This is a genomic window from Streptosporangium sp. NPDC005286 (assembly GCF_040607515.1).
GTDB lineage: Bacteria > Actinomycetota > Actinomycetes > Streptosporangiales > Streptosporangiaceae > Streptosporangium.
The window spans coordinates 46,073-69,242 of sequence record NZ_JBEXGU010000005.1 but is presented as its reverse complement, the minus strand read 5'-3'; the positions used below and the strand labels follow the sequence as shown (position 1 = coordinate 69,242).

24 protein-coding genes are annotated in these 23,170 nt (G+C 70.6%); 14 read left to right on the top strand and 10 right to left on the bottom strand.

Features of this window, described 5'->3' with window-relative positions; all coding sequences use genetic code 11:
- Window position 1: 1 nt before the first annotated feature.
- The 7 genes from ABZU75_RS03555 to ABZU75_RS03525 all read left to right on the top strand — a co-directional run bounded on the left by ABZU75_RS03555 (window position 2) and on the right by ABZU75_RS03525 (window position 7,119).
- The gene (locus ABZU75_RS03555) at window positions 2–1,459 is read left to right on the top strand and encodes an FAD-linked oxidase C-terminal domain-containing protein (RefSeq protein ID WP_355549091.1); all 1,458 of its coding nucleotides are present in this window, start codon (window positions 2–4) and stop codon (window positions 1,457–1,459) included.
- Window positions 1,459–2,700 carry an FAD-binding oxidoreductase gene (locus ABZU75_RS03550; RefSeq protein WP_355549089.1) on the top strand — a complete coding sequence of 414 codons (1,242 nt, stop codon included), beginning with the start codon at window positions 1,459–1,461 and terminating at the stop codon, window positions 2,698–2,700. The genes ABZU75_RS03555 and ABZU75_RS03550 overlap by 1 nt, the downstream gene beginning before the upstream one ends.
- A gap of 1 nt (window position 2,701) precedes the next feature.
- Window positions 2,702–3,949, top strand: a complete 1,248-nt coding sequence (locus ABZU75_RS03545) for a heterodisulfide reductase-related iron-sulfur binding cluster (protein ID WP_355549087.1) — start codon at window positions 2,702–2,704, stop codon at window positions 3,947–3,949.
- A gap of 61 nt (window positions 3,950–4,010) precedes the next feature.
- Window positions 4,011–4,781 carry an IclR family transcriptional regulator gene (locus ABZU75_RS03540; protein WP_355549085.1) on the top strand — a complete coding sequence of 257 codons (771 nt, stop codon included), beginning with the start codon at window positions 4,011–4,013 and terminating at the stop codon, window positions 4,779–4,781.
- Between the two features lie 360 nt (window positions 4,782–5,141).
- Window positions 5,142–5,273: a hypothetical protein gene (locus ABZU75_RS03535; RefSeq protein WP_355549083.1), complete on the top strand. Its 132-nt coding sequence runs from the start codon at window positions 5,142–5,144 to the stop codon at window positions 5,271–5,273.
- A gap of 152 nt (window positions 5,274–5,425) precedes the next feature.
- Complete coding sequence (locus ABZU75_RS03530; RefSeq protein WP_355549081.1) at window positions 5,426–6,025, top strand: RNA polymerase sigma factor; 600 nt, start codon at window positions 5,426–5,428, stop codon at window positions 6,023–6,025.
- On the top strand, window positions 6,022–7,119 hold the full coding sequence (locus ABZU75_RS03525) for a CU044_5270 family protein (protein ID WP_355549079.1): 1,098 nt from the start codon (window positions 6,022–6,024) through the stop codon (window positions 7,117–7,119). Before ABZU75_RS03530 ends, ABZU75_RS03525 begins: the two co-directional genes overlap by 4 nt.
- A gap of 79 nt (window positions 7,120–7,198) precedes the next feature.
- Here the strand turns inward: ABZU75_RS03525 and ABZU75_RS03520 are convergent, their stop codons facing one another.
- On the bottom strand, window positions 7,199–7,747 hold the full coding sequence (locus ABZU75_RS03520) for a hypothetical protein (RefSeq protein ID WP_355549077.1): 549 nt from the start codon (window positions 7,745–7,747) through the stop codon (window positions 7,199–7,201).
- Between the two features lie 93 nt (window positions 7,748–7,840).
- Between ABZU75_RS03520 and ABZU75_RS03515 the strand changes: the two genes are divergently transcribed.
- The 3 genes from ABZU75_RS03515 (at window position 7,841) to ABZU75_RS03505 (ending at window position 10,398) form a co-directional block, all read left to right on the top strand.
- Entirely contained in the window at window positions 7,841–8,524 is a 684-nt protein-coding gene (locus tag ABZU75_RS03515; protein ID WP_030904055.1) for a response regulator transcription factor, read from the top strand.
- The gene (locus ABZU75_RS03510) at window positions 8,521–9,780 is read left to right on the top strand and encodes a HAMP domain-containing sensor histidine kinase (RefSeq protein WP_355549075.1); all 1,260 of its coding nucleotides are present in this window, start codon (window positions 8,521–8,523) and stop codon (window positions 9,778–9,780) included. The genes ABZU75_RS03515 and ABZU75_RS03510 overlap by 4 nt, the downstream gene beginning before the upstream one ends.
- Window positions 9,781–10,050: 270 nt before the next feature.
- Complete coding sequence (locus tag ABZU75_RS03505) at window positions 10,051–10,398, top strand: PepSY domain-containing protein (protein ID WP_350913179.1); 348 nt, start codon at window positions 10,051–10,053, stop codon at window positions 10,396–10,398.
- On the opposite strand, the gene ABZU75_RS03500 is transcribed toward ABZU75_RS03505, so the two are convergent.
- Entirely contained in the window at window positions 10,399–11,073 is a 675-nt protein-coding gene (locus ABZU75_RS03500) for an HNH endonuclease family protein (RefSeq protein WP_355549072.1), read from the bottom strand.
- Between the two features lie 296 nt (window positions 11,074–11,369).
- Here ABZU75_RS03500 and ABZU75_RS03495 point away from each other — a divergent pair, with 296 nt between their 5' ends.
- Complete coding sequence (locus tag ABZU75_RS03495; RefSeq protein ID WP_355549070.1) at window positions 11,370–11,819, top strand: peptidase inhibitor family I36 protein; 450 nt, start codon at window positions 11,370–11,372, stop codon at window positions 11,817–11,819.
- Window positions 11,820–11,893: 74 nt separating this feature from the next.
- Here the strand turns inward: ABZU75_RS03495 and ABZU75_RS03490 are convergent, their stop codons facing one another.
- The 4 genes from ABZU75_RS03490 to miaA form a co-directional block, all read right to left on the bottom strand.
- On the bottom strand, window positions 11,894–12,652 hold the full coding sequence (locus tag ABZU75_RS03490; RefSeq protein WP_355549068.1) for an SDR family oxidoreductase: 759 nt from the start codon (window positions 12,650–12,652) through the stop codon (window positions 11,894–11,896).
- A 155-nt stretch (window positions 12,653–12,807) separates the two neighbouring features.
- Window positions 12,808–15,084 carry a tetratricopeptide repeat protein gene (locus ABZU75_RS03485; RefSeq protein ID WP_355549066.1) on the bottom strand — a complete coding sequence of 759 codons (2,277 nt, stop codon included), beginning with the start codon at window positions 15,082–15,084 and terminating at the stop codon, window positions 12,808–12,810.
- Window positions 15,085–15,231: 147 nt separating this feature from the next.
- Window positions 15,232–16,038, bottom strand: a complete 807-nt coding sequence (dapF, locus tag ABZU75_RS03480; protein WP_355549064.1) for a diaminopimelate epimerase — start codon at window positions 16,036–16,038, stop codon at window positions 15,232–15,234.
- A gap of 181 nt (window positions 16,039–16,219) precedes the next feature.
- A complete protein-coding gene (miaA, locus tag ABZU75_RS03475; protein WP_355549062.1) occupies window positions 16,220–17,125 on the bottom strand; it encodes a tRNA (adenosine(37)-N6)-dimethylallyltransferase MiaA in 906 nt (301 codons plus the stop codon).
- 74 nt (window positions 17,126–17,199) lie between these two features.
- Between miaA and ABZU75_RS03470 the strand changes: the two genes are divergently transcribed.
- Window positions 17,200–17,475 carry an Rv0909 family putative TA system antitoxin gene (locus ABZU75_RS03470; RefSeq protein WP_355549060.1) on the top strand — a complete coding sequence of 92 codons (276 nt, stop codon included), beginning with the start codon at window positions 17,200–17,202 and terminating at the stop codon, window positions 17,473–17,475.
- A 36-nt stretch (window positions 17,476–17,511) separates the two neighbouring features.
- Here the strand turns inward: ABZU75_RS03470 and ABZU75_RS03465 are convergent, their stop codons facing one another.
- The 4 genes from ABZU75_RS03465 to miaB form a co-directional block, all read right to left on the bottom strand.
- Window positions 17,512–18,027, bottom strand: coding sequence for a methylated-DNA--[protein]-cysteine S-methyltransferase (locus ABZU75_RS03465; protein ID WP_355549058.1), 516 nt, complete (start codon window positions 18,025–18,027; stop codon window positions 17,512–17,514).
- A 98-nt stretch (window positions 18,028–18,125) separates the two neighbouring features.
- On the bottom strand, window positions 18,126–18,815 hold the full coding sequence (locus ABZU75_RS03460) for a hypothetical protein (RefSeq protein WP_350955596.1): 690 nt from the start codon (window positions 18,813–18,815) through the stop codon (window positions 18,126–18,128).
- A 140-nt stretch (window positions 18,816–18,955) separates the two neighbouring features.
- Window positions 18,956–19,501, bottom strand: coding sequence for a hypothetical protein (locus ABZU75_RS03455; RefSeq protein ID WP_355549056.1), 546 nt, complete (start codon window positions 19,499–19,501; stop codon window positions 18,956–18,958).
- Window positions 19,502–19,829: 328 nt separating this feature from the next.
- On the bottom strand, window positions 19,830–21,323 hold the full coding sequence (gene miaB, locus ABZU75_RS03450; protein WP_355549054.1) for a tRNA (N6-isopentenyl adenosine(37)-C2)-methylthiotransferase MiaB: 1,494 nt from the start codon (window positions 21,321–21,323) through the stop codon (window positions 19,830–19,832).
- A 173-nt stretch (window positions 21,324–21,496) separates the two neighbouring features.
- On the opposite strand from miaB, the gene ABZU75_RS03445 reads away from it, so the two are divergent.
- Both ABZU75_RS03445 and ABZU75_RS03440 read left to right on the top strand, forming a co-directional pair.
- The gene (locus ABZU75_RS03445; protein ID WP_326637213.1) at window positions 21,497–22,252 is read left to right on the top strand and encodes an amino acid ABC transporter ATP-binding protein; all 756 of its coding nucleotides are present in this window, start codon (window positions 21,497–21,499) and stop codon (window positions 22,250–22,252) included.
- A 64-nt stretch (window positions 22,253–22,316) separates the two neighbouring features.
- The gene (locus tag ABZU75_RS03440) at window positions 22,317–23,111 is read left to right on the top strand and encodes a glutamate ABC transporter substrate-binding protein (protein ID WP_355549051.1); all 795 of its coding nucleotides are present in this window, start codon (window positions 22,317–22,319) and stop codon (window positions 23,109–23,111) included.
- Window positions 23,112–23,170: the final 59 nt, after the last annotated feature.

The window sequence follows — 23,170 nt, the reverse complement described above, 5'->3', positions numbered from 1 at the left end:
GATGTCGACGAAGACGCTGGACGAGTCGGCCCGCAGGTTCGAGGAGCTCCTCGGCCCCGGGTCGGTGATCACCGACCCCGTGCGGCTGCGCACCTACGAATGTGACGGACTGACCCACCACCGGGCCACTCCCGGCGTCGTGGTGCTTCCGGAGAGCGCCGAGCAGATCGCGGCCGTGGTGAGGATCTGCAACGACTACGGTCTGCCGTTCGTGGCCAGGGGCGCCGGGACGGGTCTGTCCGGCGGGGCTCTGCCGAGGACCGACGGGGTACTGGTGGTGACCTCGAAGATGCGGCGGATCCTCTCCGTCGACGTGCCGAACCGGCGGGCGACCGTGGAGCCGGGAGTCACCAATCTGGCGATCACCGAGGCCGTCCGCGACCTGGGCTACTACTACGCGCCCGACCCCTCCAGCCAGCAGGTCTGCACGATCGGTGGCAACGTGGCGGAGAACTCGGGCGGCGCGCACTGCCTGAAGTACGGCTTCACGGTCAACCACGTGGTCGGCCTGGAGATCGTCACCCCCGACGGTGACATCGTCGAACTCGCCGACGTCGATCCCGGCTACGACCTGCTGGGCGCGTTCGTCGGCTCGGAGGGCACGCTCGGCATCGCGACCAAGGTCGTCGTACGGCTGAGCCGGCTTCCGGAGGCCGTGACGACGCTGCTGGCGGCGTTCGAGGACATCGAGCGGGGCGGGCGGGCGGTCTCGGCGATCATCGGCGGCGGCATCGTACCGGCCGCGATCGAGATGATGGACGCCCTGGCCGTCGAGGCGGCCGAGGCGGCCGTGGCGTGCGCCTACCCCGAAGGGGCCGGCGCGGTGCTCATCGTGGAGCTGGACGGTCCGGCCGAGGAGGTCGCGCACCAGTTCGGCGAGGTGACGCGGATCTGCCGGGAGAACGGCGCGTTCGAGATACGGGTCGCCGACGACCCGGTGGAGCGGGCGGCCATCTGGCGGGGCCGCAAGTCGGCGTTCGCCGCGGTGGGCCGGATCAGCCCCGCCTACATCGTCCAGGACGGCGTCGTACCGCGGACCGCGCTGCCCGAGGTGCTGGCGAGGATCGACGGGCTCTCCCGCGAGTACGGGATCAGGGTCGCGAACGTCTTCCACGCCGGTGACGGCAACCTGCACCCACTGGTGCTGTTCGACGACGCGGAGCCGGGCGCGGGCGAGCGGGCGGAGATCGTCTCGGGAAGGATCCTCGACCTGTGCATCGAGCACGGCGGTTCCATCACCGGTGAGCACGGCGTCGGAGTGGACAAATCCCGATATATGCCAAAAATGTTCTCCGACGACGACCTCGACACCATGCAGCTGGTGCGCTGCGCCTTCGACCCCCGCGGCCTGTCGAACCCGGGCAAGATCTTCCCCACCCCGCGGCTGTGCGGCGAGGTCCCCGGGGTCCGCAAGGGCGTGCACCCGCTGGTCGAGTCCGGACAGGCGGAGCACTTCTGATGGAGGCACTGCACGAGACGGGTGTGACGGTCCGCCCGGCGACCCCCGGCGAGACGGTGGGTGGAGTCCTCCCCCGCTGGGTGGCCCTGCCCGAGAGCACCGATGAGGTCGCCGCGCTGATGCGTGTCTCGGCCGCGCACGACCTGGCCGTGGTCCCGACAGGAGGCGGCACGAAGCTCGGCTGGGGAAATCCCCCCGAGCGGTGTGACCTGCTGATCGACACCCGCCGCCTGCTTCTCGGCAACGGATCGACGGTCGAGCACTCCGCCGGCGACCTCGTGGCACGGGTCAGCGCCGGGCTTCCCCTCGACGTCCTCGACTCCACGCTCTCGCGGTTCGGGCAGGAACTGGCCCTGGACGGCGCCCCGCGCGCCGGCACGGTCGGCGGCACGCTCGCCACCGCAGTCGCCGGCCCCCGCAGGTTCCGCTACGGCACCGCCCGCGACCTGCTGATCGGCATCACGGTCGTGCTGGCCGACGGCACGACCGCCTCCTCGGGCGGCAACGTCGTCAAGAACGTCGCGGGCTACGACCTGGGCAAGCTCTTCACCGGCTCGTACGGCACGCTCGGCGTCATCACGGAGGCCACCTTCCGTCTCCACCCGATCCCGGCCGACCGCCGCTGGATCACCGTGGAGCCGGCTTCCCGGGCCGGAGCCGGCCACGGAACGGCCGCGCTGGTCACCGAGCTCGCGGCCGCCCTGGCCGAGCCGAGCGCGATCGAGCTGGACTGGCCGGACCACCCGCTGGGCGCACCCACCGTGTCCGCGCTCGTCGAGGGGGTGGCGGCCGGCGCCCGGGCGGAGGCCGTGCGCCGGCTCATGGACGGGTACGGGAGCGCGCTGATCACCATGGAGGCGCCCGCCTGGTGGGCGGTACCGCCCGGTGCGGACGTGCTGCTGGAGTTGCGGGTCCCGCCCGCCGCCGCGCACCTGGCGCTGCGGGCGGTCGCCGCGCGCGGGCTGCCCGCGCGGGTGCGCGGTTCGGTGGCCTCGGCGGTCCTGCGGGTCGCCCTGCCCGCGGACGTCGACGAGGCGGTCTTCGCCGGGTTCGTGACGGGCCTGCGCGACGACCTCCGCGAGCTCGGCGGCGGGCTGACCGTGCTCACCGCGCCTCCTGAGACCGCCTGCGGGGTGGATCGCTGGGGTCCGTCGGGCGCGCTGCCGCTGATGCGGCGGATCAAGGAACGGTTCGACCCCGACCGGAGGATGTCCCCCGGCCGGTTCGCGGGAGGGATCTGACATGGACCCGAAGCTGATCAATGACTGTGTGCACTGCGGTTTCTGCCTGCCCTCATGCCCGACGTACGTCCTGTGGGGCGAGGAGATGGACTCCCCGCGCGGCCGGATCCACCTGATGAAGCAGCACGTCGAGGGCACACCGCTGACACCGGAGATGGCCGGGCACTTCGACGCGTGCCTGGGATGCATGGCGTGCGTGTCCGCCTGCCCGTCCGGGGTGAGGTACGACCGGCTGATCGAGCAGACCCGCGCCGAGGTGGAGCGGGTGCACGTGCGCAGGCCCGACGACCGGGCGCTGCGGGCGCTGGTCTTCCAGTTGTTCCCCTACCCCCGGCGACTACGGGCGATGCGGCTGCCGCTGCGGCTCAGTGCCGGACTGCGCCGCGCGATCGCCCCGAGGCTGGAGCGGATCAACCCGTCCCTGGCCGCGATGGCCGACCTCGCTCCCCCGGCCGCCGCCAGGGAGGAGTTGCCGCGCGTGCTCCCGGCGCGGGGCCCGCGCAGGGCGACGGTCGGGATGCTCACCGGTTGCGTGCAGGGCGAGTTCTTCCCGCAGGTGAACGCGGCCACGGCCCGGGTGCTCGCGATGGAGGGCTGCGACGTGGTGATCCCGCCGTCGCAGGGCTGCTGCGGGGCGTTGTCACTGCACTCGGGCCAGGAGAGGCAGGCCCTGCGATTCGCGAAGCGGACGATCTCCGTCTTCGAGCGGGCGGGCGTCGACACGATCGTGGTCAACGCCGCCGGCTGCGGATCGACGATGAAGGACTACGCGGAGATCCTCGAAGCCGAGGAAGGCGAGTGGGCCGACAGAGCACGGGCGATCAGAGTCGTCGACCTGGCCGAGTATCTCGTCGCGCTCGGGCCGGTGGCCGAACGGCACCCGCTGCCGCTCACCGTGGCCTACCACGATGCCTGCCACCTGGCCCACGCGCAGGGGATAAGGTCCGAGCCCCGCAGGCTCCTGGAAGGCGTGCCCGGCCTGGTACTGAGAGAGATCGCCGAGTCGGCGATCTGCTGCGGCTCCGCGGGAACCTATAACCTGTTCCAGCCCCAGGCCGCCAGGGATCTCGGTGACCGCAAGGCGGAGCGGGTGCTGGCCACCGGCGCCGACCTGCTGGTCTCGGCCAATCCCGGCTGCACCATGCAGATCGCCTCGGCGATCCGCCGCCGTGGGGACGCGCCCATCCCCGTGGCGCACACCGCCCAGGTCCTCGACGCCTCGCTGCGCGGGCTCACGGAGGTGCCGTGAACGAGCCGTCCGGCGGCCATGGGGCACGTAAGGATCCGGGGTCGCCCGGCGAGGAGGTCAGATGAGCGCCGTGCAGTCGGTCGACCGGGCACTGGACGTGCTGGAGGCGCTGGCCGAGCAGGGCGGGGAGGCGGGGCTCTCCGAGATCGCGGCCAGGACCGGCCTGCCCTACGGGACGATCCACCGGCTGCTGCGCACGCTGCTCGCACGGGGCTACGTGCGCCAGGAGTCCGACCGCCGCTACGCCCTGGGCGGCGCGCTGGTACGGCTCGGTGGGGTGGCCGAGCGCATGGTCGGCGTATGGGCGCAGCCCCACCTGACGAAGATGGTCGAGCTGTGGGGCGAGACGGCCAATCTGGCGGTGCTGGAGGGGGACTTCGTGGTCTACGTCGCCCAGGTGCTCTCGCCGCGGCGGCTGCGGATGTTCGCCGAGGTCGGCAGGCGGGTGCTGCCGCACAGCACGGCGGTGGGAAAGGTGCTGATGGCCGACCGTCCGGACACCGAGGTGGCGTCGCTGGTCAAGCGCACCGGCATGCCCCGGCGGACCGCCAACACGATCACCGACCTGCAGGGGATGCTCACCGAGCTCGAGCGGGTGCGCGAGCACGGGTACGCGATGGACCTGGGCGAGGAGGAGATCGGCGTGCACTGCCTGGCGGTGGGCGTACACGACGGGGCGCGGACCGTCGCCGCACTGTCGGTCTCCGGGCCCGCCGAGCGGATCTCCGCGCTCGACCGGCGGGACCTCACCGAGGGGATGCGCAGGATCGCGCGCGACTTCGGCGCCGAGCTGGGTCCGGCCACTTCCACCAAGGCGGACGGCACGGCATGAACCGGTCACCCGTGACGGTTCCGGCCACCGGGGTCAGCAGCCGGGAGGGGTGATGTTGAGGTTGCTGCCCTGCGGCACCGGGACCACGCTGACCTGCCCCTTCTGGATGGCCTGCCAGAGCACGGCGCCCTGCGGGCCGAGGACTTTGACAAGGTCCTTGATCGATTCGATCTCGGTGCGGACCTTGGCGTTGCGCTGGGTCTGCGCGACGTTCTCCGCCTTGGCCGCCTGCTCCGAGGCAGGGCGTTGACCAGGGCCTCCGGCGGCTCGGGCTTCTGGATGGTCAGGGAGCTGTCACCGCACTGCCCACTGCCCGCGTAGTTCTGGTTGCAGAAGTAGTCGCCCCCCGCCGTCTCCTTGATGAACTCCCTGGCGAGCCGGCCGACCCGCGCCTCCCACGCCTGCTTCACCTTCGGGTCGTTGAACAGCCCCCGCCGCTCGAACTCCTGCGAGGCGGCGTCCATGGCCCGGTCCAGCGGCACCCGCATGTAGATGTTGAGCCTCCGCCGCCAGCCGTCGGACGACACCCAAGGGAGACATGTCCGTCTATGGAACCCGATGGAGGCGGTCGGCGGAGTAGGGAGTGAGAGTGCGTACGCGCTCCGGAAGGATTCCCTCTTGATGACGACTGGACGAAACAGGTGGTGACACTGGATCTCCCCCAACGGACCGGGGTGTTCCCGCTGTCCCCGCCCGCCGACGACGCGACCGACGCGACGCTGATCGGGGAGTCCCTGACGGACCCCGACAGGTTCGCCGGGCTCTTCGACCGGCACGCCGACGAGATCCACCGGTACGTGGCGCGGCGGCTGGACGACGTGACCACGGCCGACGACATGACGGCCGAGACGTTCCTCGTAGCCTTCCGCAAGCGGGCCCGGTACGACCTCGGCCGCGCCGACGCCAGACCCTGGCTGTACGGGATCGCCTCCAACCTGATCTCCGGCCACCGCAGGTCGGAGACCCGCAGGTTGAAGACGCTCGCCCGGCAGGTTCCCGAGCCCGCGGCCGAATTCGAGGACCGCAGCGCCGAGCGCGTCAGCGCCGACCGGCTCAGACCCGCCCTCGCCGCCGCGCTGGCCGGGCTCGGCTCCGCGGAGCGGGACCTGCTCCTGCTGGTGGCCTGGGCCGACCTGACCTACGAGGAGGCCGCGCAGGCGCTCGGCATCCCGATCGGGACCGTCAGGTCCCGCCTCTCCCGCACCCGGACCAAGATCCGCCGCTCCCTGGAGTCACACAGATGAACAAGGACGAGATCGAGCTGGTGGCCGCCATCCGGCCTGAGGCTCCCCCGTACGCCGACGAGGCTAGGCAGGCGGCCAGGCGGGGGCTGGCCGCGGCCGCCGCGCCGCGGGCACGGGGACGGAACCCGCTGCGGAACGGGCCGCGGTGGCGCGGGCCGTACGCGATGGCGCTGGCCGGGGCGCTCGCGGTGGCGGTGGGGGCGACCGCGATCACCCTGGCGCGGGCTCCGGGCGGCGGCCCCTCCGGAGACGTCGAGGAGGTCGTGGTGACGATGCCCAAGATCGTCGCCGTCTCGGCGAGCGAGGTACTGGACAGGGCGGCGCGAGCGGCCGTGAAGAAGGACCTCGCCCCACGTGACGACCAGTTCGTCAAGGTCGAGTCGGAGACGATGTACGGCTCCTTCGGCTTCGAGGCGATGAACCCGGAGACGGGCGAGCCAGATGAGGAGACCCGCTACCTCTACCGGACCAGGCGGGCCATCTGGCTGTCCGCCGACGGGACGAGGAACGGCGTGCTGCGGATCGAACACCTGGAGCCCAGGGCCTACCCGGGCTGGCCGATCCCCGAGACGGCGTACAAGGAGCCCGGAGTCGAGACGATGCCGCTGGTGAACTGCGGGAAGACCCCCGAATACATGCGTACCGACCACGCGGCGCTCAGGAGGCTCCCCACGGACGCCGACGGGATGCGCGCCCACCTCTACACCGGCGACCGGGGCGGCAACTCCAAGGACGAGGCGGCCTTCACCGCGGCGGGCGACATGCTCAGGGAGACCTACATGCCCCCGGCGCAGCGGGCGGCGCTGTTCAAGGCGGTGGGCACCATCCCCGGGGTCGACGTCACCGAGCGGGCCGAGGACGCGGCGGGACGCGAGGGGATCGGCGTCGGCAGGGTCGGCCTCGACGGCGTCAGGCAGGATCTGATCTTCGACGCGAAGACGTACGATCTGCTCGGCGAGCGCGGGATCGTGGTCGACGAGAAGGCCGCCAAGTCCCCCAGGGGCAGCCTGGTCGCCTCGACCGCCCAGCTCTCGGTCACGGTGGCCGACGAGGCTCCCGAGGTGGAGGTCGGGGACGCGGACCGCTGCGGCTGACAGCCGCTTCCGCCTGACCCCCGCCCGCCGCGGCGCCGTGGACCCGACTTCGCGGACGGGGAGCCCCGGCCACGGCCGATCAGCTGTGGACGCGGTGGACGGGTGATCCGTCGGCCGCGCAGTTGACCTCGACCTTGACCTCGGTCTCCTCGGACTCGAACTCGACGCGGGCCCGGTCGGCGGGTCCACGCTCGACGTCGTCGGTCTGGAATCCCTGGGCCGGGCTCCACGACCGGAGGGTGACCAGGCCGTCCTTACACCGGGCGATGACCCTGCCGCCCGCCGTGGTGATCACCCGGCTCTCGCCGGGCTCCACGACGGGCGCGGCGGTGGTGGTGACGGTAACGGTCGGCTGGGGAGCGGACTCGGCGGGATCCGAGGTGACCCCGGGCGTGGGGACGGCCGTGGGAGCGGACGTGGGAGCGGACGTGGGAACGGCGGTGGGAAGACCGCCGGGAAGGGACGAGGCCAGGGCGAGCGCCTCGTCGACCTCGGCGGCGGAGAGCGGCTGGAGCCCGGTGTCCGTCAGCGGCTCGCTGAGACGGTCGATCACCGCCACACCCACTCCGATCGCGAGGAGTCCGGTGACCAGCCATCCGGCCACGGCCAGGGGAAGACGCTTGCGCATGCGTTCACTGTGCCATCTGAAACGATAAGACAAGGTTAAGGGGCCGATAACCCGCTTTTGACGTGGTGTGGAAGGAGGCTAACGTGGCGGCAAATGTCGAACGTACTGCTCATCGAGGACGACGCCGCGATCCGCACCTCCCTCACCCGGGGCCTGCGCGACCGCGGTCACGCCGTGTCGTCCGCTCCCACCGCTCTCGACGGCCTCCGGCTGGCCGTTGAGGAACGCCCCGACCTGGTGGTACTCGATCTCGGCCTGCCCGACATGGATGGGCTGGACCTCCTTCGGATGCTCCGGGCGGTGAGCCGGGTCCCGGTGATCGTGGCGACCGCGCGGGACGGGGACGCGGAGATGGTCAGGTTGCTGGACGCGGGCGCCGACGACTACGTGGTCAAGCCGTTCAGCGCGACCCAGCTCGACGCCCGGATCCGGGCGGTGCTCCGGCGGGTGGCCGGCGAGAACCGCGCCGACAGCTCGGTCACCGTCGGGGGCCTGCGGATCGACCCGCGTACCCGGGAGGCGACCCTGGACGGGACGCCGCTGGATCTGAGCCCACGGGAGTTCGACCTGCTCCACTACCTGGCCGCCCGCCCCGGCGAGGTGGTCACCAAGCGGGAGCTGCTCACCCACGTCTGGCAGATCCCCTACGGCGGAGCCGACAAGACCGTGGACGTCCACCTGTCATGGCTCCGCCGCAAGCTGGGCGAGACCTCGCAGGAGCCCCGCTACCTGCAGACCGTCCGGGGTGTCGGCGTGCGACTGGCCGCCCCGGCATGAGGCGCTGGCTGACCCTGCTGGTCGCGGCGACCACCTCCCTGGTACTGATCGCGCTGATGGTCCCGCTGGCGCTCCTGGTCCGCACGGTGGCGGTGAGCGGGGCGGTCAGCGAGGCCGAGAGCGAGGCCGAGTCGGTGGCCGTCGCGGTCGGCGCCGTGGACGCCGAGACCCTGCGGCTCACCACGGAACAGACCTCGCACCCGGTCACCGTCTTCCTCCCCGACGGCCAGGTGATCGGTGCCCCGGCCCCACGCTCCACCGCCGTGGAACTGGCCTTCCTCGGTCGCAGCGTCACCGCCGCCGCCCCCGGCGGGAGGGAGATCCTGGTCTCGGTCCAGGGGGCGCCCGGGGGCACCGCGGTGGTCCGGGTGTTCCTGGACGACGACCGGCTGACCAGGGGGGTGCCCCAGGTCTGGGCCGGGCTGGCGGCGCTCGGCCTGGCCCTGGTCGGGCTGGGCGTGCTGGTCGGCGACCGGCTGGCCCGCGCGGTGATCAGGCCGATCACCGCGCTGGCGGGGGTCTCGCACCGGCTCGCCGCGGGCGACCTGTCCGCCAGAACCGTGCCCGACGGCCCCGTCGAGGTGCACGCGGTCGGTCTCGCCCTCAACCACCTGGCCGAACGCATCACCGGCCTGCTGGCGGAGGAGCGGGAGAGCGCCGCCGACCTGTCACACCGGCTGCGCACCCCGCTGACCGGGCTGAGGCTGGAGGCCGAGTCCCTGACCGACCCGGAGGAGTCGGCCAGGATCGAGGCCCGGGTGGACGCCCTGGAACGCGCCGTCACCTCGGTGATCAACGAGGCCAGGCGGCGGGTGCGGGACCGGGCCGAGTGCGACGCGGCGGCGGTGACCGCGGCCCGGGTCGCGTTCTGGTCGGTGCTCGCCGAGGATCAGGCGCGGCACTTCACCCTCGACCTGGCTCCCGGCCCGTTGCCGGTCGCCGTCCCCGCGGACGAGCTGGCCGCCTGCGTGGACGCGCTGCTCGGCAACGTGTTCGCGCACACGCCCGAGGGGGTCTCGTTCTCCGTACGGTTGGAGCCGGCCGAGGGCGGCGCGCTGCTGACCGTCGCCGACGCCGGTCCCGGCTTCGCCACCTCCGACCCGCTGCAGCGCGGTGAGAGCGGGGCCGGGTCGACCGGCCTCGGCCTCGACATCGCCCGCCGCACCGCCGAGTCGGCGGGCGGCTCGCTGTCCCTGCGGACCTCTGCCGCGGGCGGGGCGGGCGTGATCCTGTTCCTGCCCGCCGCCACGTCCTGAGGATCGGCGGCCGTTCGCCGATCCTCGGCCTCCGGCTGAGCGGCTCAGCGGGTTGCCGCGGCGGCGTTCCCCCTTTCGCACCGGTGCTCGTCGTGAACGAGCACCGGGCCCTACGGGCGTCCGGCCGGATGACGGGCCGCGTTCGGGTGGCACTGCCCTGACAGCCGGGAAGCCCGATCCGGCCCGCCCAGGGGGGAGATCCGAAACCGGATTCCCTTGCTTAACGATCTCTTAGCGTGCCCCTATCAAAATCTCCGCAAATCTTGACCCATGAAGCGAATCACCAGAATCACCGTCGGAACCCTCGCAACCGCCGCCCTGCTGACCGCTGGGGGCGGTGTCGCCCTCGCCGCGCACCAGACGGACAGCACGGCGATCACCTCCACCACCACCATCGCCGCCGCCGGCACGACCGCGGCGGACATCTCCTCCCGCAAGGCCGTACAGATCGCCAAGAAGCGCGTCCCCGGCGCGCGGGTGACCAAGGTCGAGCGCGAGTGGGAGCACGGCCAGCGCGCCTGGAAGATCGAGCTGCGCAAGGGCGCCTGGGAGTACGACGTCTACGTGTCGGCGCGGACAGGGAAGATCATCAAGTTGAAGCGCGAGTACGACGACTGATCAGCAGGCCTCGAGTACGGCCTGCATGGCGTCCTTCTCCGCGGGCGTCACCCACAGGCCGTACTTGACCTTCACCTTGATCTGGCGCTCGACGTAGGGGCACCGGTAGGCGTGGCGCGGCGGGAGCCAGGTCGCCGCGTCACCGGCGCCCTTCTGGCTGTTCAGCGGCCCGTCGACGGCCAGCAGGTTCAGCGGGTCGTTGGCCAGTTCCTTGCGCTTGGTCTTGGTCCACTCCTGGGCACCCTTCTGCCAGGCATCGGCGAGCGCGACCACGTGGTCGATCTGCACCGCCGAACTGGTCCGTGTCCCACGCTCGAACTTGATGGTCTTACCGCTGTAGGGGTCGTCGAGAATGCCGGACTGCACGATGCAGTCCTTGCCGCCCTCCTTGAAAGTCTCATCCTTCAGGTCGCGGATGAGAATGTCGTTGCGGGTGTCGCAGCCGTTCTTGTCGACGTCCGACCACGCGGGCCCGAACTCGCCACGGTCGAAACCGGTCATCGGGGCGCGGCCCTTGACCTCAAGCTTCTTCAGATCCTGGAGCGCCTCGGACGCGGACTGCCCGCCGCCGGAGGACTTCGTACCCTCGTCCGGACCGCCCGGAATCGGACCGCAGCCCACCACCGTGAACGCGATCGTCGCGATGACCATCCCTCGTGCCAGCGCAGCCCGCACTATGCCACCTCTCCCGCGCGTTCGCTACCTCTGAAGCGGCAAATTATTCCAGATACCTCCTTCAATCCTAAAAGCCTCAAGCAGTCTGTGGGAGACCGGGAGGCTTTTCGGCGCGTCAATCCGCACCTTAAACACGTCTCACATCTGACCTGCACAAATGCATTGCGAGCACCACCCCGCCGGAAGCACGCCTCGGAATTTTTACTCAACGCGACTATCGACTACGTAAAGTAACGATGCTCTAATGGCCAAGAGTGCTCACGATGAGTGAGCAAACAACTACGAAGAGGATTCGCATGGGCAAGATCTCATCGCGTCATCCCCACCTCGCACGGACCGCGACAGGACTGTTCACCACCGCGGCCGCCCTGCTCCTGGCCTCCACCGGCTCCACCGCGGCGGCCGCTCAGCAGGCCTCCAGCCTGCCGCCGAGAGTGGTCCAGCTCGCGGAGAACGCGAGCTGCCCCTTCAACAGCCTCTGTCTCTACCGCGACTACGGCTTCAACGGACCGGGATACAGCATCCCCGCGGGCTACCCGACCGATCTGAACAACGTGCCGATGCCGGGCGGGGTGGGTGGCTCCTCCACCGCCGCGAACAACGTCTCGTCATGGATCAACAACACCGGCTACTACGTCCTGCTGATCGACTACGAGGGCGAGGAGCGCACGCTGTATCCCGGCAACTCCTTCGAGGAGCCCCCCGAGACCAACGACAGCGTCGACGCCGTCGACTGGCGCTACTGACCCCGCCCCCCTTTCTTCTCCCCGCGCGCCCGCCCGTCCGGGCCTCGGGGAGAAGGTCTCCGCGACCGCCCAGGTCAGGTGATCAAGATCCCGCCGTCGACCGGGATCACCGCACCGGTGACATACGAGGCGGCGTCCGAGGCGAGAAAGATCGCCACCGCGACGAGTTCGGCCGGATCTCCGGGGCGCTTCATCAGCACCCGGTGCTCAAGCTGCCAGGCCAGGTAGCCCTCCGCGTACTGGTCGGTCATCTCCGAGGCGAAGAAACCCGGCTCGACGCAGTTGACCCGGATCCCGCGACGTCCCGTCCACTGCTGGGCGAGGTCACGGGTGAGGCCGACGACCCCCGCCTTGGACGCGCTGTAGGCGGCCTGCGGCAGCCCGGCGGTCGTCTCGCCCAGGATGCTGCCGACGTTGACGATCGAGGAGCCGGGCTTCATGACCCTGGCGCAAGCCTGCGCCATCCAGTAGGTGCCGTGCAGGTTGATCTCCACCACCTGCCGGAACTGCTCGGGCGTCTCCCTCAGCGCCGGGACCGCGGTGCCCACACCCGCGTTGTTGATCAGGATGTCCACCGCACCCAGTTCGGCGACCGCGGCTTCGGCCAGGGCCTGACAGTCCTCGGGCTTGACCACGTCGGTGACGAGGGCCACGCAGCGCCTGCCGGTCTCCTCGACCAGGGCGCGGGTCTCCTCAAGACGGTCCTTCCTGCGAGCGCCGATCACGATGTCCGCACCCGCCTCGGCCAGGCCCCTGGCGAACGCGACACCGAGCCCCGAGGACGCGCCGGTGACGATCGCGACCTTGCCGTCCAACCGGAATCGGTCCAGCATTTAATCCTCCCCAGTCCGCCCCACATGCCGAACAAGATTCTAATGACCAAGAAAAGAACCGCCCGTGAGGGGCCTCCTCACGGGCGGTGCGCTTTTCCGGGCTCAAGGCTCCGAACGGCGCCGCGGGCTTCGGGAACGGCCCGCGGCGATCCGTCCTACAGGCCGTACTCCTTGGTGATCCGCTCGTGCCGCTCCACCTCGACATCGACGGCCTTGGCCAGATCGAGCCAGGCCAGCGGGTGCACCCAGCGCTCGGTGGCGTCGTCCAGGAGCGCGTCGAGCTCGACCGGGCTGATGTCCGGCGGGACCGCGATCCAGCCGAACACGCCGGGCAGCGGCTCGCCCGTGGTCGGGTGGGTCACGGTGTAGTTGTCGTCGCTGTAGACCCACATCGGCCAGCCACGCTCGGCCATGACCTCGTTGAACTCCGTCCAGTCGGCCTGGCTGGGCGCGGCACCGTCGAAGAACCAGCTGGTGTAACCACCGGGGCGGAGCATGCTCACCGCGGCGAAAGGCGGGACGAACTTCTCCTGCTCCTCGGCGCTCTCCGGAATCGGCTCCAGCAACTGCGGCTCGAAGACGACCAGGTCACCGGCGTTGTACTCCATGCCGGGAGGCTGGGGAATGGCCAGGCGCGCCGTCGCGGGGCCCGTGCGCACGCTCAGGACCTGACGCTGGCTGCCGTCGGGGGCGGGGAGGATGATGCGCACCAGGCCCATCTCCTCCTCGATCGGTCCCTCGCTCGACTGCAGCGGAATCCCGATCCTGGCGGCGCCCAGGCGGACGGTCTCCCAGTCTTCGGCGGCCGTCGCCATGACGACCATCCTCCACAGATCCTGCTGCTCGATCTCCTCGGAGTCGAGGAGATCGCGCAGGATGCCCGCGCCCTTGGCGTTGTCGCCGAGCTGCTGCGCCGCGGCCGACCACAGCCTGGCCGCGTCGATACCGCCGCCGGCGGCGACCGCCGCCTCTCCCTCGGCCGCCGCCTGCTCCCAGCGCTCCCGTGCGGTGTGCAGGCGCCCCAGGGCCATGTGGCGCTGCACGGCGGGCAGCCGCTCGGCCATCTGCTCCAGGCGCTCGTCCTGACGGGCCTCGATCAGCAGGCTGCTGAGGTACGCGGAGTCCTGCGGGTCGGCGTTCTCGATGTCGCCGGACTCGACCAGCATGGTCCAGTAGATGTCGGCACCCCTCGCCGGGTAGCCGAGAAAGCCCAGCGTGGTGGTGTGGCGCCGGGTGCCCTCCACGTCGCGGCCGGACAGCGGGGCCAGCCAGCCCACCCAGCGCTCCGGGTCGGCGTTGAAGCCGTCGGCGGCGTCGAAGGAGCCGACCAGCTCGTCCTCGGAGACCGGGGCAGGAAGCGCGGTGGCCTCGTCGGCGGCGGCGCGCAGCGCGGCGATCCGCTCGGCGACGTCACCGGAGTTCCTGAGCTCTCCCGCCGCCGACTCCGCCAGGTCGGCCAGGAGACGGACCTGCCAGATTCCCTGGCGGGCGACCGCCAGTTGCCCGGCGACGAGCGCCAGCTCGACCCGGGCGCGGTAGCCGCCCATCATCGCGAAGTAGTCGATCCACTGCTTGAGCACCCGGCCCAGCTGCCAGGTGTTGGTGATCTGCGCCGACCCGGCGAGCGCACGGATGGCGTACGACCACTCGACCCAGGCGCGGGGGTGCTCGCCGACCACGTCGAGATCGGGCAGGGCGTCGACGGACTCCTGCACGCGATCGAGGGTCACGAGCACGAGCGCACGGAGCACTCCCTCGCGATACCCCTTGGCCACCGGGTCGTCCGGCTTGAAACCGGCCGCGGCGTCGAGCGCGGTGAGCGCGTCCTCGGCGCGGCCCGCGGCGAGCAACGCGCGGGCCGAGGCGGCCCCCAGCTCCCAGCTCGCCTCGCGGCCCGCGCCGCCCAGCGCCGCCACGGCGGTCTCGGCGTGGGAGACGGCCTCCTCGACGCGCCCCGCGTCGAGGAGCGCCGCGACATAGTGCTCGGCGACGGAGGCGAAGGCCAGCGAGCCGGGCTCGACCTCCAGTGCCGAGAGCGCGGCCAGCCGCTCGGCGGCGTAACCGGGGCCGTCGGCGTTCGCCTGGGCGAGGGCCAGCGCCACGACGGCACCGGGCGCGGCCGGGCATTCGCGGACGTCCTCGCGCCTGGTGAACTCGACCAGTGCCTCGGCGTCGGAGATCGCGACCGCCCCCTGCGCGCGGTCGCCGATACGGCCGATCAGATGCCAGTAGCGGGCGTAGAACTCCAGCCAGGGCATCTGCAGGTTCTCCGCCTGCTGCGCGATCGCGGGCGCGAGCACGTCGAGCTGCGCGTATCGGCCTTCCAGCGCCTGCGCGGGCACATCTCCGATCGCCATAGCCAGACCGGTGTTACCTGCTTCATGCAGTTGCCGCTGGGTGTCGCCCACCCAGGCCCAGATGTCCACGTCCATGAGACGTCAGTCTGCCAGGTCGGGAAGCATGCCCCAAACGACTTGGCGATCCCGCACGGTCCAGAGGGGCGGCGTTACGGCTTCTGCCTGCACGGCTTGGAGCGTGACCTCACCGGACCCGACGCGCCCGCGACGGTGCCGCGCGGGTCAGAGCGTGATCTCACCGGACGCGACGAGGACGGCGGGCCCCGCCAGATAGCTGGTCCGCTCGTCCAGGGTGACGGTGACGGTGCCGCCGAGCACCTCGACCGCCCAGGTGCCACTGGTCTCACCGGCCAGTCGCGCGGCGGCCACGGCCGAGGCGACCGCGCCGGTGCCGCAGGAGCGCGTCTCACCGGAACCGCGCTCGAAGACCCGCATGACGACCCGGCGCGGACCCACCGGATTGAGCAGCTCGATGTTGACTCCGGAGGGGAACACCTCGGGATCGAACGCGGGCTGGTGGCTCAGGTCGAGCTGGGCCACCGGATCGCCGATGACGCAGGCCAGGTGGGGGTTTCCCATGTCGACGTGGATGCCTTCGTACTCGTGGCCCGCGACGATCGCGCGGCTCGACCCCAGCACCCGGGGCGGGCCCATGTCGACGGTCACGTCCCCCGTCTCCGCCAGCCGTACGCGCCTGACCCCCGTGCGTGTCGCGACGCCGAACTCCCCTGGCGCGGCGAGCCCCTCGTCGACCAGGTAACGGGCGAAGACCCGCACCCCGTTGCCGCACATCTCGGCGATGCCGCCGTCGGCATTGCGATAGTCCATGAACCACTCGGCCTCGCCGGCCTGGCCGGACACCTCCGGGCTGAGCTTCGTCCGCGTCACCCGTAGCACGCCGTCCGCGCCGATCCCGGCGCGCCGGTCGCACAGCGCCGCCACGAGTGTCGCGGGCAGCTCCAGCCCACCGTCCGGGTCGGGAAGGATGACGAAGTCGTTCTCGGTGCCGTGCCCCTTCGCGAATCGCATGCCCCAACTCTATCCAGGCCCGCGTCCGCCCCCCGTCGCCCCGGTGAACGGCCCATCCTCCGGCACATCGGCCGGGGAACCGCCGGATCGCCGGCCGGCGCGTCAGAGCGGGTCAGGCCGGTTCGGCGTGGTTCCCGGTCCCGCCCGGCCGGGAAGGCCGGCGCCGGGAAGGTCAGCGCGGTCAGCCGCGAATCGCGGCGAGCGCGCGTCCCAGCAGGTCGGGTTCCTGCTGGGGGAGCCAGATCACCCGGGGGTCGCGACGGAACCACGACTCCTGACGGCGGACGAACCTGCGCGTCGCCCGTACCGTCTCCTCCTTCGCCTCCTCCTCGGTGCACTCACCGCCGAGGAAGCGCAGCACCTGCGCGTACCCGAGGGCACGACTGGCCGTGCGGCCTCCGGCGAGCCCATGTGCGGCGAGCTCCCTGACCTCGTCCACCAGCCCGGCCCGCCACATGCGCTCGACCCGCGCCTCGACCCGGGCGTCCAGCACCGCCCTCGGCACCTCCACCCCCAGCTGAACGCTGTCGTAGACGGCGTCGTACGACGGCATCGTGGCCGAGAACGGCCGCCCGGAGATCTCGATGACCTCCAGTGCGCGGACGATCCTGCGGCCGTTGCTCGGCAGGATCGTCTCGGCCGCCTTGGGGTCGCGCTCGCGGAGCCGCTCGTACAGCGGGGCGGGGCCGTGCAGGTCGAGCTCGGCCTCCAGCAGGGCACGGACCCGCGGGTCGGTACCGGGGAACTCCAGGTCGTCCAGGGCGGCCCGCACGTACAGCCCGGACCCGCCCACCAGGATCGGCACCACCTCCTTGGCCCGCAGGTTGTCGATCAGCGGCCGGACCAGCGACTGGTACTCGGCCACGCTGGCGGTTCTGGTCACGTCCCAGATGTCCAGCAGGTGGTGGGGAACCCCCCGCCGCTCCCCCATGGAGAGTTTCGCCGTCCCGATGTCCATACCTTGGTAAAGCTGCATCGAGTCGGTGTTTATCACCTCGCCCCCCAGTTCGAGGGCGAGATCCACGGCCAGATCGGACTTTCCGGCGGCGGTCGGGCCGACGACGGCTATGACGGGTAGCTGAGGCACGGGGTAATTCTGCCAACTCGCTGGGTATGGGGGAGAGGCGATGCATCCCGTGCATCGGGATTGGGGGATACATCATGTCCATCTTCGACAAGGTCAAGAACATGCTGGGCGGCGATGCCAAGACCGAAGAACTCGTCAAGAAGGGCATCGACAAGGCGGAGCAGATCGCCAGGGAGAAGACCGGGGGGAAGCACGACCAGCAGATCAGCACCGCCGCGCAGAAGGCAAGGGAGATGGCTGACAAGATCGACGATCAGCCGGGCACGACACCCGGCACCGGCCAGAGCGGCGCCGCGCCCGATCCCGGTCAGACCGGCCGGCCCGACGCGCCTCCGCCCTACGGCCCGTAGGCGCCGGCCGCACGATGGAGCGGATCCCGATCCCGGTCAGTCCCAGTCGAGCGTCGGCTGCAGATAGCCTTCCAGGGTCAGCAGCCACCGCTTCGACTCCACGCCTTCGCCCCCGCTGAACCCGCCGAGGCCGTTTCCGGCGACCACCCGGTGGCACGGCACGATGACGGGGATCGGGTTGGCTCCCATGATCGACCCGATGGCCCGCGCCGGAACGCCCGTCCCGCTCCGGGCCGCCAGTTCCCCGTAGGTCACCGCCTTGCCATACGGCACCGTTTCGTACAGCGTGCCGAGCACCCTGCGCTGCACCGGCGAGGTCAGCCGCCAGTCCACCGGCACGCCGAAGACCTTCAGCCTGCCCGCGTAATAGTCGCCCAGCTCGGCGAGCACCCCGGCGGTCCTGCCTGGATCGTCCACCTCGTCCAGCCTCAGCCGCTCAAGCGCGCGGGTCCTGAACGCCGCCGGGTCACCCCAGCCCACGCTCACCACCCCCTCCTCGGTCACCGCGGCGACCATGTCCCCCAACTGCGTCGCGACACTCCCGAACGCCACGGTTCCCACCATCGACCTCGCATCCCCATCACCTCGGGCACGGCGCCCATCCGTCACCGTGACCACTGCGGCCTACCTGTTCGTTGCCATCTCGCGCGTCAGTCCGTCGGCGGGGCCGTCCGTTCCGTCCAGCGGGCGGCGAAGTAGCCGACGCCGTAGGGCGCGTCGTCATAGAGGAGCTCTCCGCGCAGGGCACTGCCGCAGCCGCCCAGGACCTGCAGGGCCGCACGGCCGGCGACCCACAGCTCGGCGGCCTCCCCGGGGTCGAGCGGCGGGATCTCGGCGCGGGCCAGCGCCAGGGCGATCGCCCTGTTGTACGGCTCGGCACGCGAGTCCAAATAACCGGGGGACTTCTCGGTGAGGCAGGCCGAACCGTCGGCCATGACGAGCATCGCCACGCGACCGGCCGTGGCCGCCAGCCGCTCGCCCAGGGCCGCGCACTCCGCCGGGGGCGCGTCGAAGGAGATCGCATGAAATGCCGAGGCGGTCAGGTGCTCCCTGTCGAGGAGCCAGCGGCCGACCGACAGCGACAGTGGCAGGACGGGCTCCCCCTCGCCGCTTCGCACGTCGACGCCCCAGGGAGCGAGGCTTCCCGCGGCGTCCGCGCCGTACGTGACGGTCCGGTCCGCGCCGCCGACCACCACGATCGTGTCGGCTCCGGCATCACGCAACGCGCCGAGCGCGGCCGCGCAGGCCGCCCGGAGATCGTCGAGTTCCACAGCCGCCGCTCCGGCCAGTTCGGGGAGCAGCAGCGGGGGGTGCGGGCACACAGCCGCGGCGACAAGCACCCGGCCAGACTAACCGAGTCCTCCCGGGGAACCTCCCCGGGAAAGAGCGCCGGGGCACGGTGATTCTCTCAGCGCGCCCCGGCGTCCCGCTCATGACCGAAAGCCGCGCAGAGGCAGGAGGCACGGCTGTCGGCCCCGCGTCAGCCGCCGATCGGGCCCTGGGGGTGCACGTAGCCGGTGGCGCCGTCGGCACGGGGGTCGTCCGGAACCTCCGGTGGCTTCTGCGGACTGCTCTGCTGCTGCGACGGCTTGTCCGCCGCGGGTTTCCCCGCGGCCGAATCGGCTCCCGACTCGCTCTGGCCCGTCCGGTCGGTGCCCGTGCCCGTGTCGGTACCCGCGCCTCCGGTGGAGGTGTCATCGCCGCCGGAGGCGGTGTTCGACTCCTTCTCCGGCTTCTGCTTCTCCTCCTGCGGCGCGTTCTGGTCAGGCTCGGGGTTCTGAGCGGCCTCCTGGGTGCTCTCCGGCGCCCTTGGCGGCGGCGCTCCAGGGCCGTCCTGGCCGCCGTTCACGACGGCGAAGACGACGCCCCCGCCCAGGAGGGCGGCGGCGAGGACGGAGAAGACGGCTATGGCCGGGCCGCTTCTCCGCCGGGACTTGCGGGACCTGCGTGGCTTGCCGGGCTCACCGGCGGGACCGGTAAGGATCTCTGTTTCTCCGGGACCGCCCGGAGATGGAGGGACATGCATGGGGAAAACTCCCTGCGGTTCTCGGGGGGAAACCTCCTCGGTTTCCGAAGGGTGCCGAACCACAGTAACCACAGTGGGGAAATGCTCACACACCAATCACAAATGAATCACGAAATATCGTCCCTTAGAGGACTCATGATGTCATCATGCGCGTATGCCCTGGCAGGGAAGGTGACAGCGCCGGAATCCCCGCTCCCGCAGGGGATTCCAACTATTCGATCATGAGCGTACGCCCCCCGGAACGGCCACCTCCGCAAGGGACGTCCCGGGGGAGATCCGTCCGGAAAAAAATCTCAGCGGAGGCGTACCCGAAGCCTCGTGCGGGACCTCAGGTGGCGGAGCAGCCCGAGATGTCCGGGAGCGGAGCCGGGCGGCCGATCGAGGGCATGCCGAGCATGACACCGGAGCCGGAGCCCGCCGGGGCGCCCTGGCGGGCCTCCCAGGCATCGCCCGCGCGGGTACGGCGGAGCCTCAGGGCGGGGCCGTCGGCCACCAGGTGGTGCGGCGCCGCGTAGGTGACCTCGGCGCTCACCACGTCGCCGGGGCGCGGGACCTCGGCCCCCGGGGTGAAGTGCACCAGGCGGTTGTCGGGGGCCCGCCCCGACATGCGCCTGGTCGCCTCGTCCTTGCGGCCCTCGCCCTCGGCCACCAGCACGTCGAGGATCCGGCCGACCTGCTTCTTGTTCTCCGCCCAGGAGATCTCGGTCTGCAGGGCGACGAGTCGCTCGTAGCGCTCCTGCACGACCTCCTTGGGGATCTGGTGGTCCATGGTGGCGGCAGGGGTGCCCGGCCTGATGGAGTACTGGAAGGTGAAGGCGTTGGCGAACCGCGACTCGCGCACCACGTCGAGGGTGCCCTGGAAGTCCTCCTCGGTCTCGCCGGGGAAGCCCACGATGATGTCCGTGGAGATGGCCGCGTCGGGCATGGCGGCGCGGACCCGCTCGATGATGCCGAGGTAGCGCTCGGCCCGGTAGGAGCGGCGCATCGCCTTGAGGACCCGGTCGGAGCCCGACTGCAGCGGCATGTGGAGCTGGTGCATCACATTAGGCGTCTCGGCCATGGCCGCGATGACGTCGTCGGTGAACGCCGCCGGGTGCGGGCTGGTGAAGCGGACCCGCTCCAGCCCCTCGATCTCGCCGCAGGCCCGCAGCAGCTTGCCGAAGGCCAGCCTGTCTCCGAACTCCACACCGTAGGTGTTGACGTTCTGGCCGAGGAGGGTGATCTCCAGCACGCCCTGGTCGACCAGGGTGCGGACCTCGTTGAGGATGTCGCCGGGGCGGCGGTCCTTCTCCTTGCCGCGCAGGGCGGGCACGATACAGAACGTGCAGGTGTTGTTGCAGCCCACGGAGACCGACACCCAGGCGGCGTAGGCGGACTCGCGCTTGGTCGGCAACGTGCTCGGGAAGGTCTCCAGGGATTCCTTGATCTCGACCTGGGCCTCCTGCTGGACGCGCGCGCGCTCGAGCAGCACCGGCAGCGAGCCGATGTTGTGGGTGCCGAACACCACATCCACCCAGGGCGCCCTGCGGACGATCTCTCCCTGGTCCTTCTGCGCCAGGCAGCCGCCCACGGCGATCTGCATGCCGGGATTGCCGAGCTTCGAGGGGCGCAGGTGCCCGAGGTTGCCGTAGAGCTTGTTGTCGGCGTTCTCCCGTACGGCACAGGTGTTGAACACGACCACGTCGGCCGTCTCCCCCTGGGCTGCCGGAACGTATCCGGCGTCTTCCAGCAGACCCGACAGACGCTCGGAGTCGTGCACGTTCATCTGGCACCCATAGGTACGGACCTCGTACGTGCGGGCGCTCTCCACGGTGGCAGTCATCTCACGACAAGGGTAGGCGCTCAGCCGAACCTTCGGGTACGGCCCGCCATCGGCCGGACTCAGGGTAACGGGCACGTCACCGTCCGCCGATTACCAGGAGGTAAGTAGGCCGTGATCTGATCGGTACCGCAGGGTTAGCACGGGGTGCCCTTTACAGAATTACGTTATCCACCATGACGGAGAACGGGGACAAGACTCCTTTGGTGGTGCTCGAAGGCGTCAACAAGCACTTCGGTAGCCTGCACGTCCTGCGGGACATCAACCTGACGATCTCTCGTGGTGAGGTCCTCGTCGTCATCGGCCCCTCAGGGGGCGGCAAGTCGACCCTCTGCCGGACGATCAACCGGCTGGAGGCGATCGACCAAGGGACGATCACCTTCGACGGGCAGCCGCTCGCCGTCGAGGGCAAGGCGCTGGCCAAGCTCAGGTCCGAGGTCGGGATGGTGTTCCAGTCCTTCAACCTGTTCGCCCACAAGACGATCCTGGAGAACGTCACGCTCGGGCCGATCAAGGTCCGCGGCATCGCCAGGGCCGACGCCGAGCGGCGGGGCATGGAGCTGCTGGAGCGGGTGGGCATCGGCGCGCAGGCGTCGAAATATCCCGCGCAGCTCTCCGGAGGCCAGCAGCAGCGCGTGGCCATCGCCCGCGCCCTGGCCATGGACCCGAAGATGATCCTGTTCGACGAGCCGACCTCTGCGCTGGACCCCGAGATGGTCCAGGAGGTGCTCGACGTCATGATCAGCCTTGCCCAGGAGGGCATGACGATGATGGTCGTCACCCACGAGATGGGCTTCGCCCGCCGCGCGGCCGACCGCGTGGTCTTCATGGCCGAGGGCCAGATCGTGGAGGAGAACACCCCCGAGGAGTTCTTCACCAACGCCCGTACCGACCGGGCCAAGGACTTCCTTTCCAAGATCCTCACTCACTGACGGCTCTGTTCAACCCCTGAGGAAAGACGAGGTAGCAAGAATGCGTGTACGTCGTATTGGAGCCGTGGTGATCGCAGCCGCCGCGGCGATGGCCGGCCTGACCGCGTGCGGTGACGGCGGCAGCGGAAGCGACAAGTTCGTCGTGGGTATCAAGGTCGACCAGCCCGGCCTCGGGCAGAAGCAGCCCGACGGCTCCTTCAAGGGTTTCGACGTCGATGTGGCCAGATATGTCGCCAAGGAGCTCGGCTACGCCGACGACAAGATTGAGTTCAAGGAGGCCATCTCGGCCAACCGTGAGTCCTTCATCCAGCAGGGCCAGGTCAACGCGGTGATCGCGACCTACTCGATCACCGACGACCGCAAGAAGAAGGTCTCCTTCGCCGGCCCTTACCTGGTCACCGGCCAGGACATCCTGACCCGGGCGGACGACACCACGATCAGCAGTGTCGAGGACCTCAAGACCAAGAAGGTCTGCGGCGCTCAGGGCTCGTCCTCTCCCGCGCGCCTGGTCGAGAAGTTCGGCGACGAGTGGAAGAGCCAGTTCCTCACCGAGCAGCAGGGCTACGGCGCCTGCCTGCCGCTGCTGGAGAACAAGCAGGTTGACGCGATCTCCACGGACGCGACGATCCTGGCCGGCTTCGCCGCCCAGTCCCCCGGCAAGTTCCGCCTCGTCGGCCAGCCCTTCTCCGAGGAGAAGTACGGCATCGGCCTGAAGCTGGAGGACAAGGAGACCCGCGAGAAGGTCAACGCGGCGGTGGAGAAGATGTTCCAGGACGGCAGCTGGAAGAAGGCCGTCGACGCCAACTTCGGGGAGTTCGGGAAGTTCTTCACCACCCCGCCGGCTGTCGATCGCTACTGACCGGTCACATCTCGGCCGGGGCGCGCGGACGCCCCGGCCGGTGACCACTGGAGGGACGA

What these genes read in the sequence shown, in the direction of transcription:
- ABZU75_RS03445 (WP_326637213.1), top strand. Translation starts at nt 21,497, where the DNA reads ATGACGGAGAACGGGGACAAGACTCCTTTGGTGGTGCTCGAAGGCGTC.
- ABZU75_RS03520 (WP_355549077.1), bottom strand. Translation starts at nt 7,747, where the DNA reads ATGCGCAAGCGTCTTCCCCTGGCCGTGGCCGGATGGCTGGTCACCGGA.
- dapF (WP_355549064.1), bottom strand. Translation starts at nt 16,038, where the DNA reads ATGCGATTCGCGAAGGGGCACGGCACCGAGAACGACTTCGTCATCCTT.
- ABZU75_RS03545 (WP_355549087.1), top strand. Translation starts at nt 2,702, where the DNA reads ATGGACCCGAAGCTGATCAATGACTGTGTGCACTGCGGTTTCTGCCTG.
- ABZU75_RS03495 (WP_355549070.1), top strand. Translation starts at nt 11,370, where the DNA reads ATGGGCAAGATCTCATCGCGTCATCCCCACCTCGCACGGACCGCGACA.
- ABZU75_RS03510 (WP_355549075.1), top strand. Translation starts at nt 8,521, where the DNA reads ATGAGGCGCTGGCTGACCCTGCTGGTCGCGGCGACCACCTCCCTGGTA.
- ABZU75_RS03525 (WP_355549079.1), top strand. Translation starts at nt 6,022, where the DNA reads ATGAACAAGGACGAGATCGAGCTGGTGGCCGCCATCCGGCCTGAGGCT.
- ABZU75_RS03540 (WP_355549085.1), top strand. Translation starts at nt 4,011, where the DNA reads ATGAGCGCCGTGCAGTCGGTCGACCGGGCACTGGACGTGCTGGAGGCG.
- ABZU75_RS03470 (WP_355549060.1), top strand. Translation starts at nt 17,200, where the DNA reads ATGTCCATCTTCGACAAGGTCAAGAACATGCTGGGCGGCGATGCCAAG.
- ABZU75_RS03485 (WP_355549066.1), bottom strand. Translation starts at nt 15,084, where the DNA reads ATGGACGTGGACATCTGGGCCTGGGTGGGCGACACCCAGCGGCAACTG.
- ABZU75_RS03550 (WP_355549089.1), top strand. Translation starts at nt 1,459, where the DNA reads ATGGAGGCACTGCACGAGACGGGTGTGACGGTCCGCCCGGCGACCCCC.
- ABZU75_RS03535 (WP_355549083.1), top strand. Translation starts at nt 5,142, where the DNA reads ATGAACTCCCTGGCGAGCCGGCCGACCCGCGCCTCCCACGCCTGCTTC.
- ABZU75_RS03505 (WP_350913179.1), top strand. Translation starts at nt 10,051, where the DNA reads ATGAAGCGAATCACCAGAATCACCGTCGGAACCCTCGCAACCGCCGCC.
- ABZU75_RS03455 (WP_355549056.1), bottom strand. Translation starts at nt 19,501, where the DNA reads ATGCATGTCCCTCCATCTCCGGGCGGTCCCGGAGAAACAGAGATCCTT.
- ABZU75_RS03490 (WP_355549068.1), bottom strand. Translation starts at nt 12,652, where the DNA reads ATGCTGGACCGATTCCGGTTGGACGGCAAGGTCGCGATCGTCACCGGC.
- ABZU75_RS03515 (WP_030904055.1), top strand. Translation starts at nt 7,841, where the DNA reads ATGTCGAACGTACTGCTCATCGAGGACGACGCCGCGATCCGCACCTCC.
- miaB (WP_355549054.1), bottom strand. Translation starts at nt 21,323, where the DNA reads ATGACTGCCACCGTGGAGAGCGCCCGCACGTACGAGGTCCGTACCTAT.
- ABZU75_RS03555 (WP_355549091.1), top strand. Translation starts at nt 2, where the DNA reads ATGTCGACGAAGACGCTGGACGAGTCGGCCCGCAGGTTCGAGGAGCTC.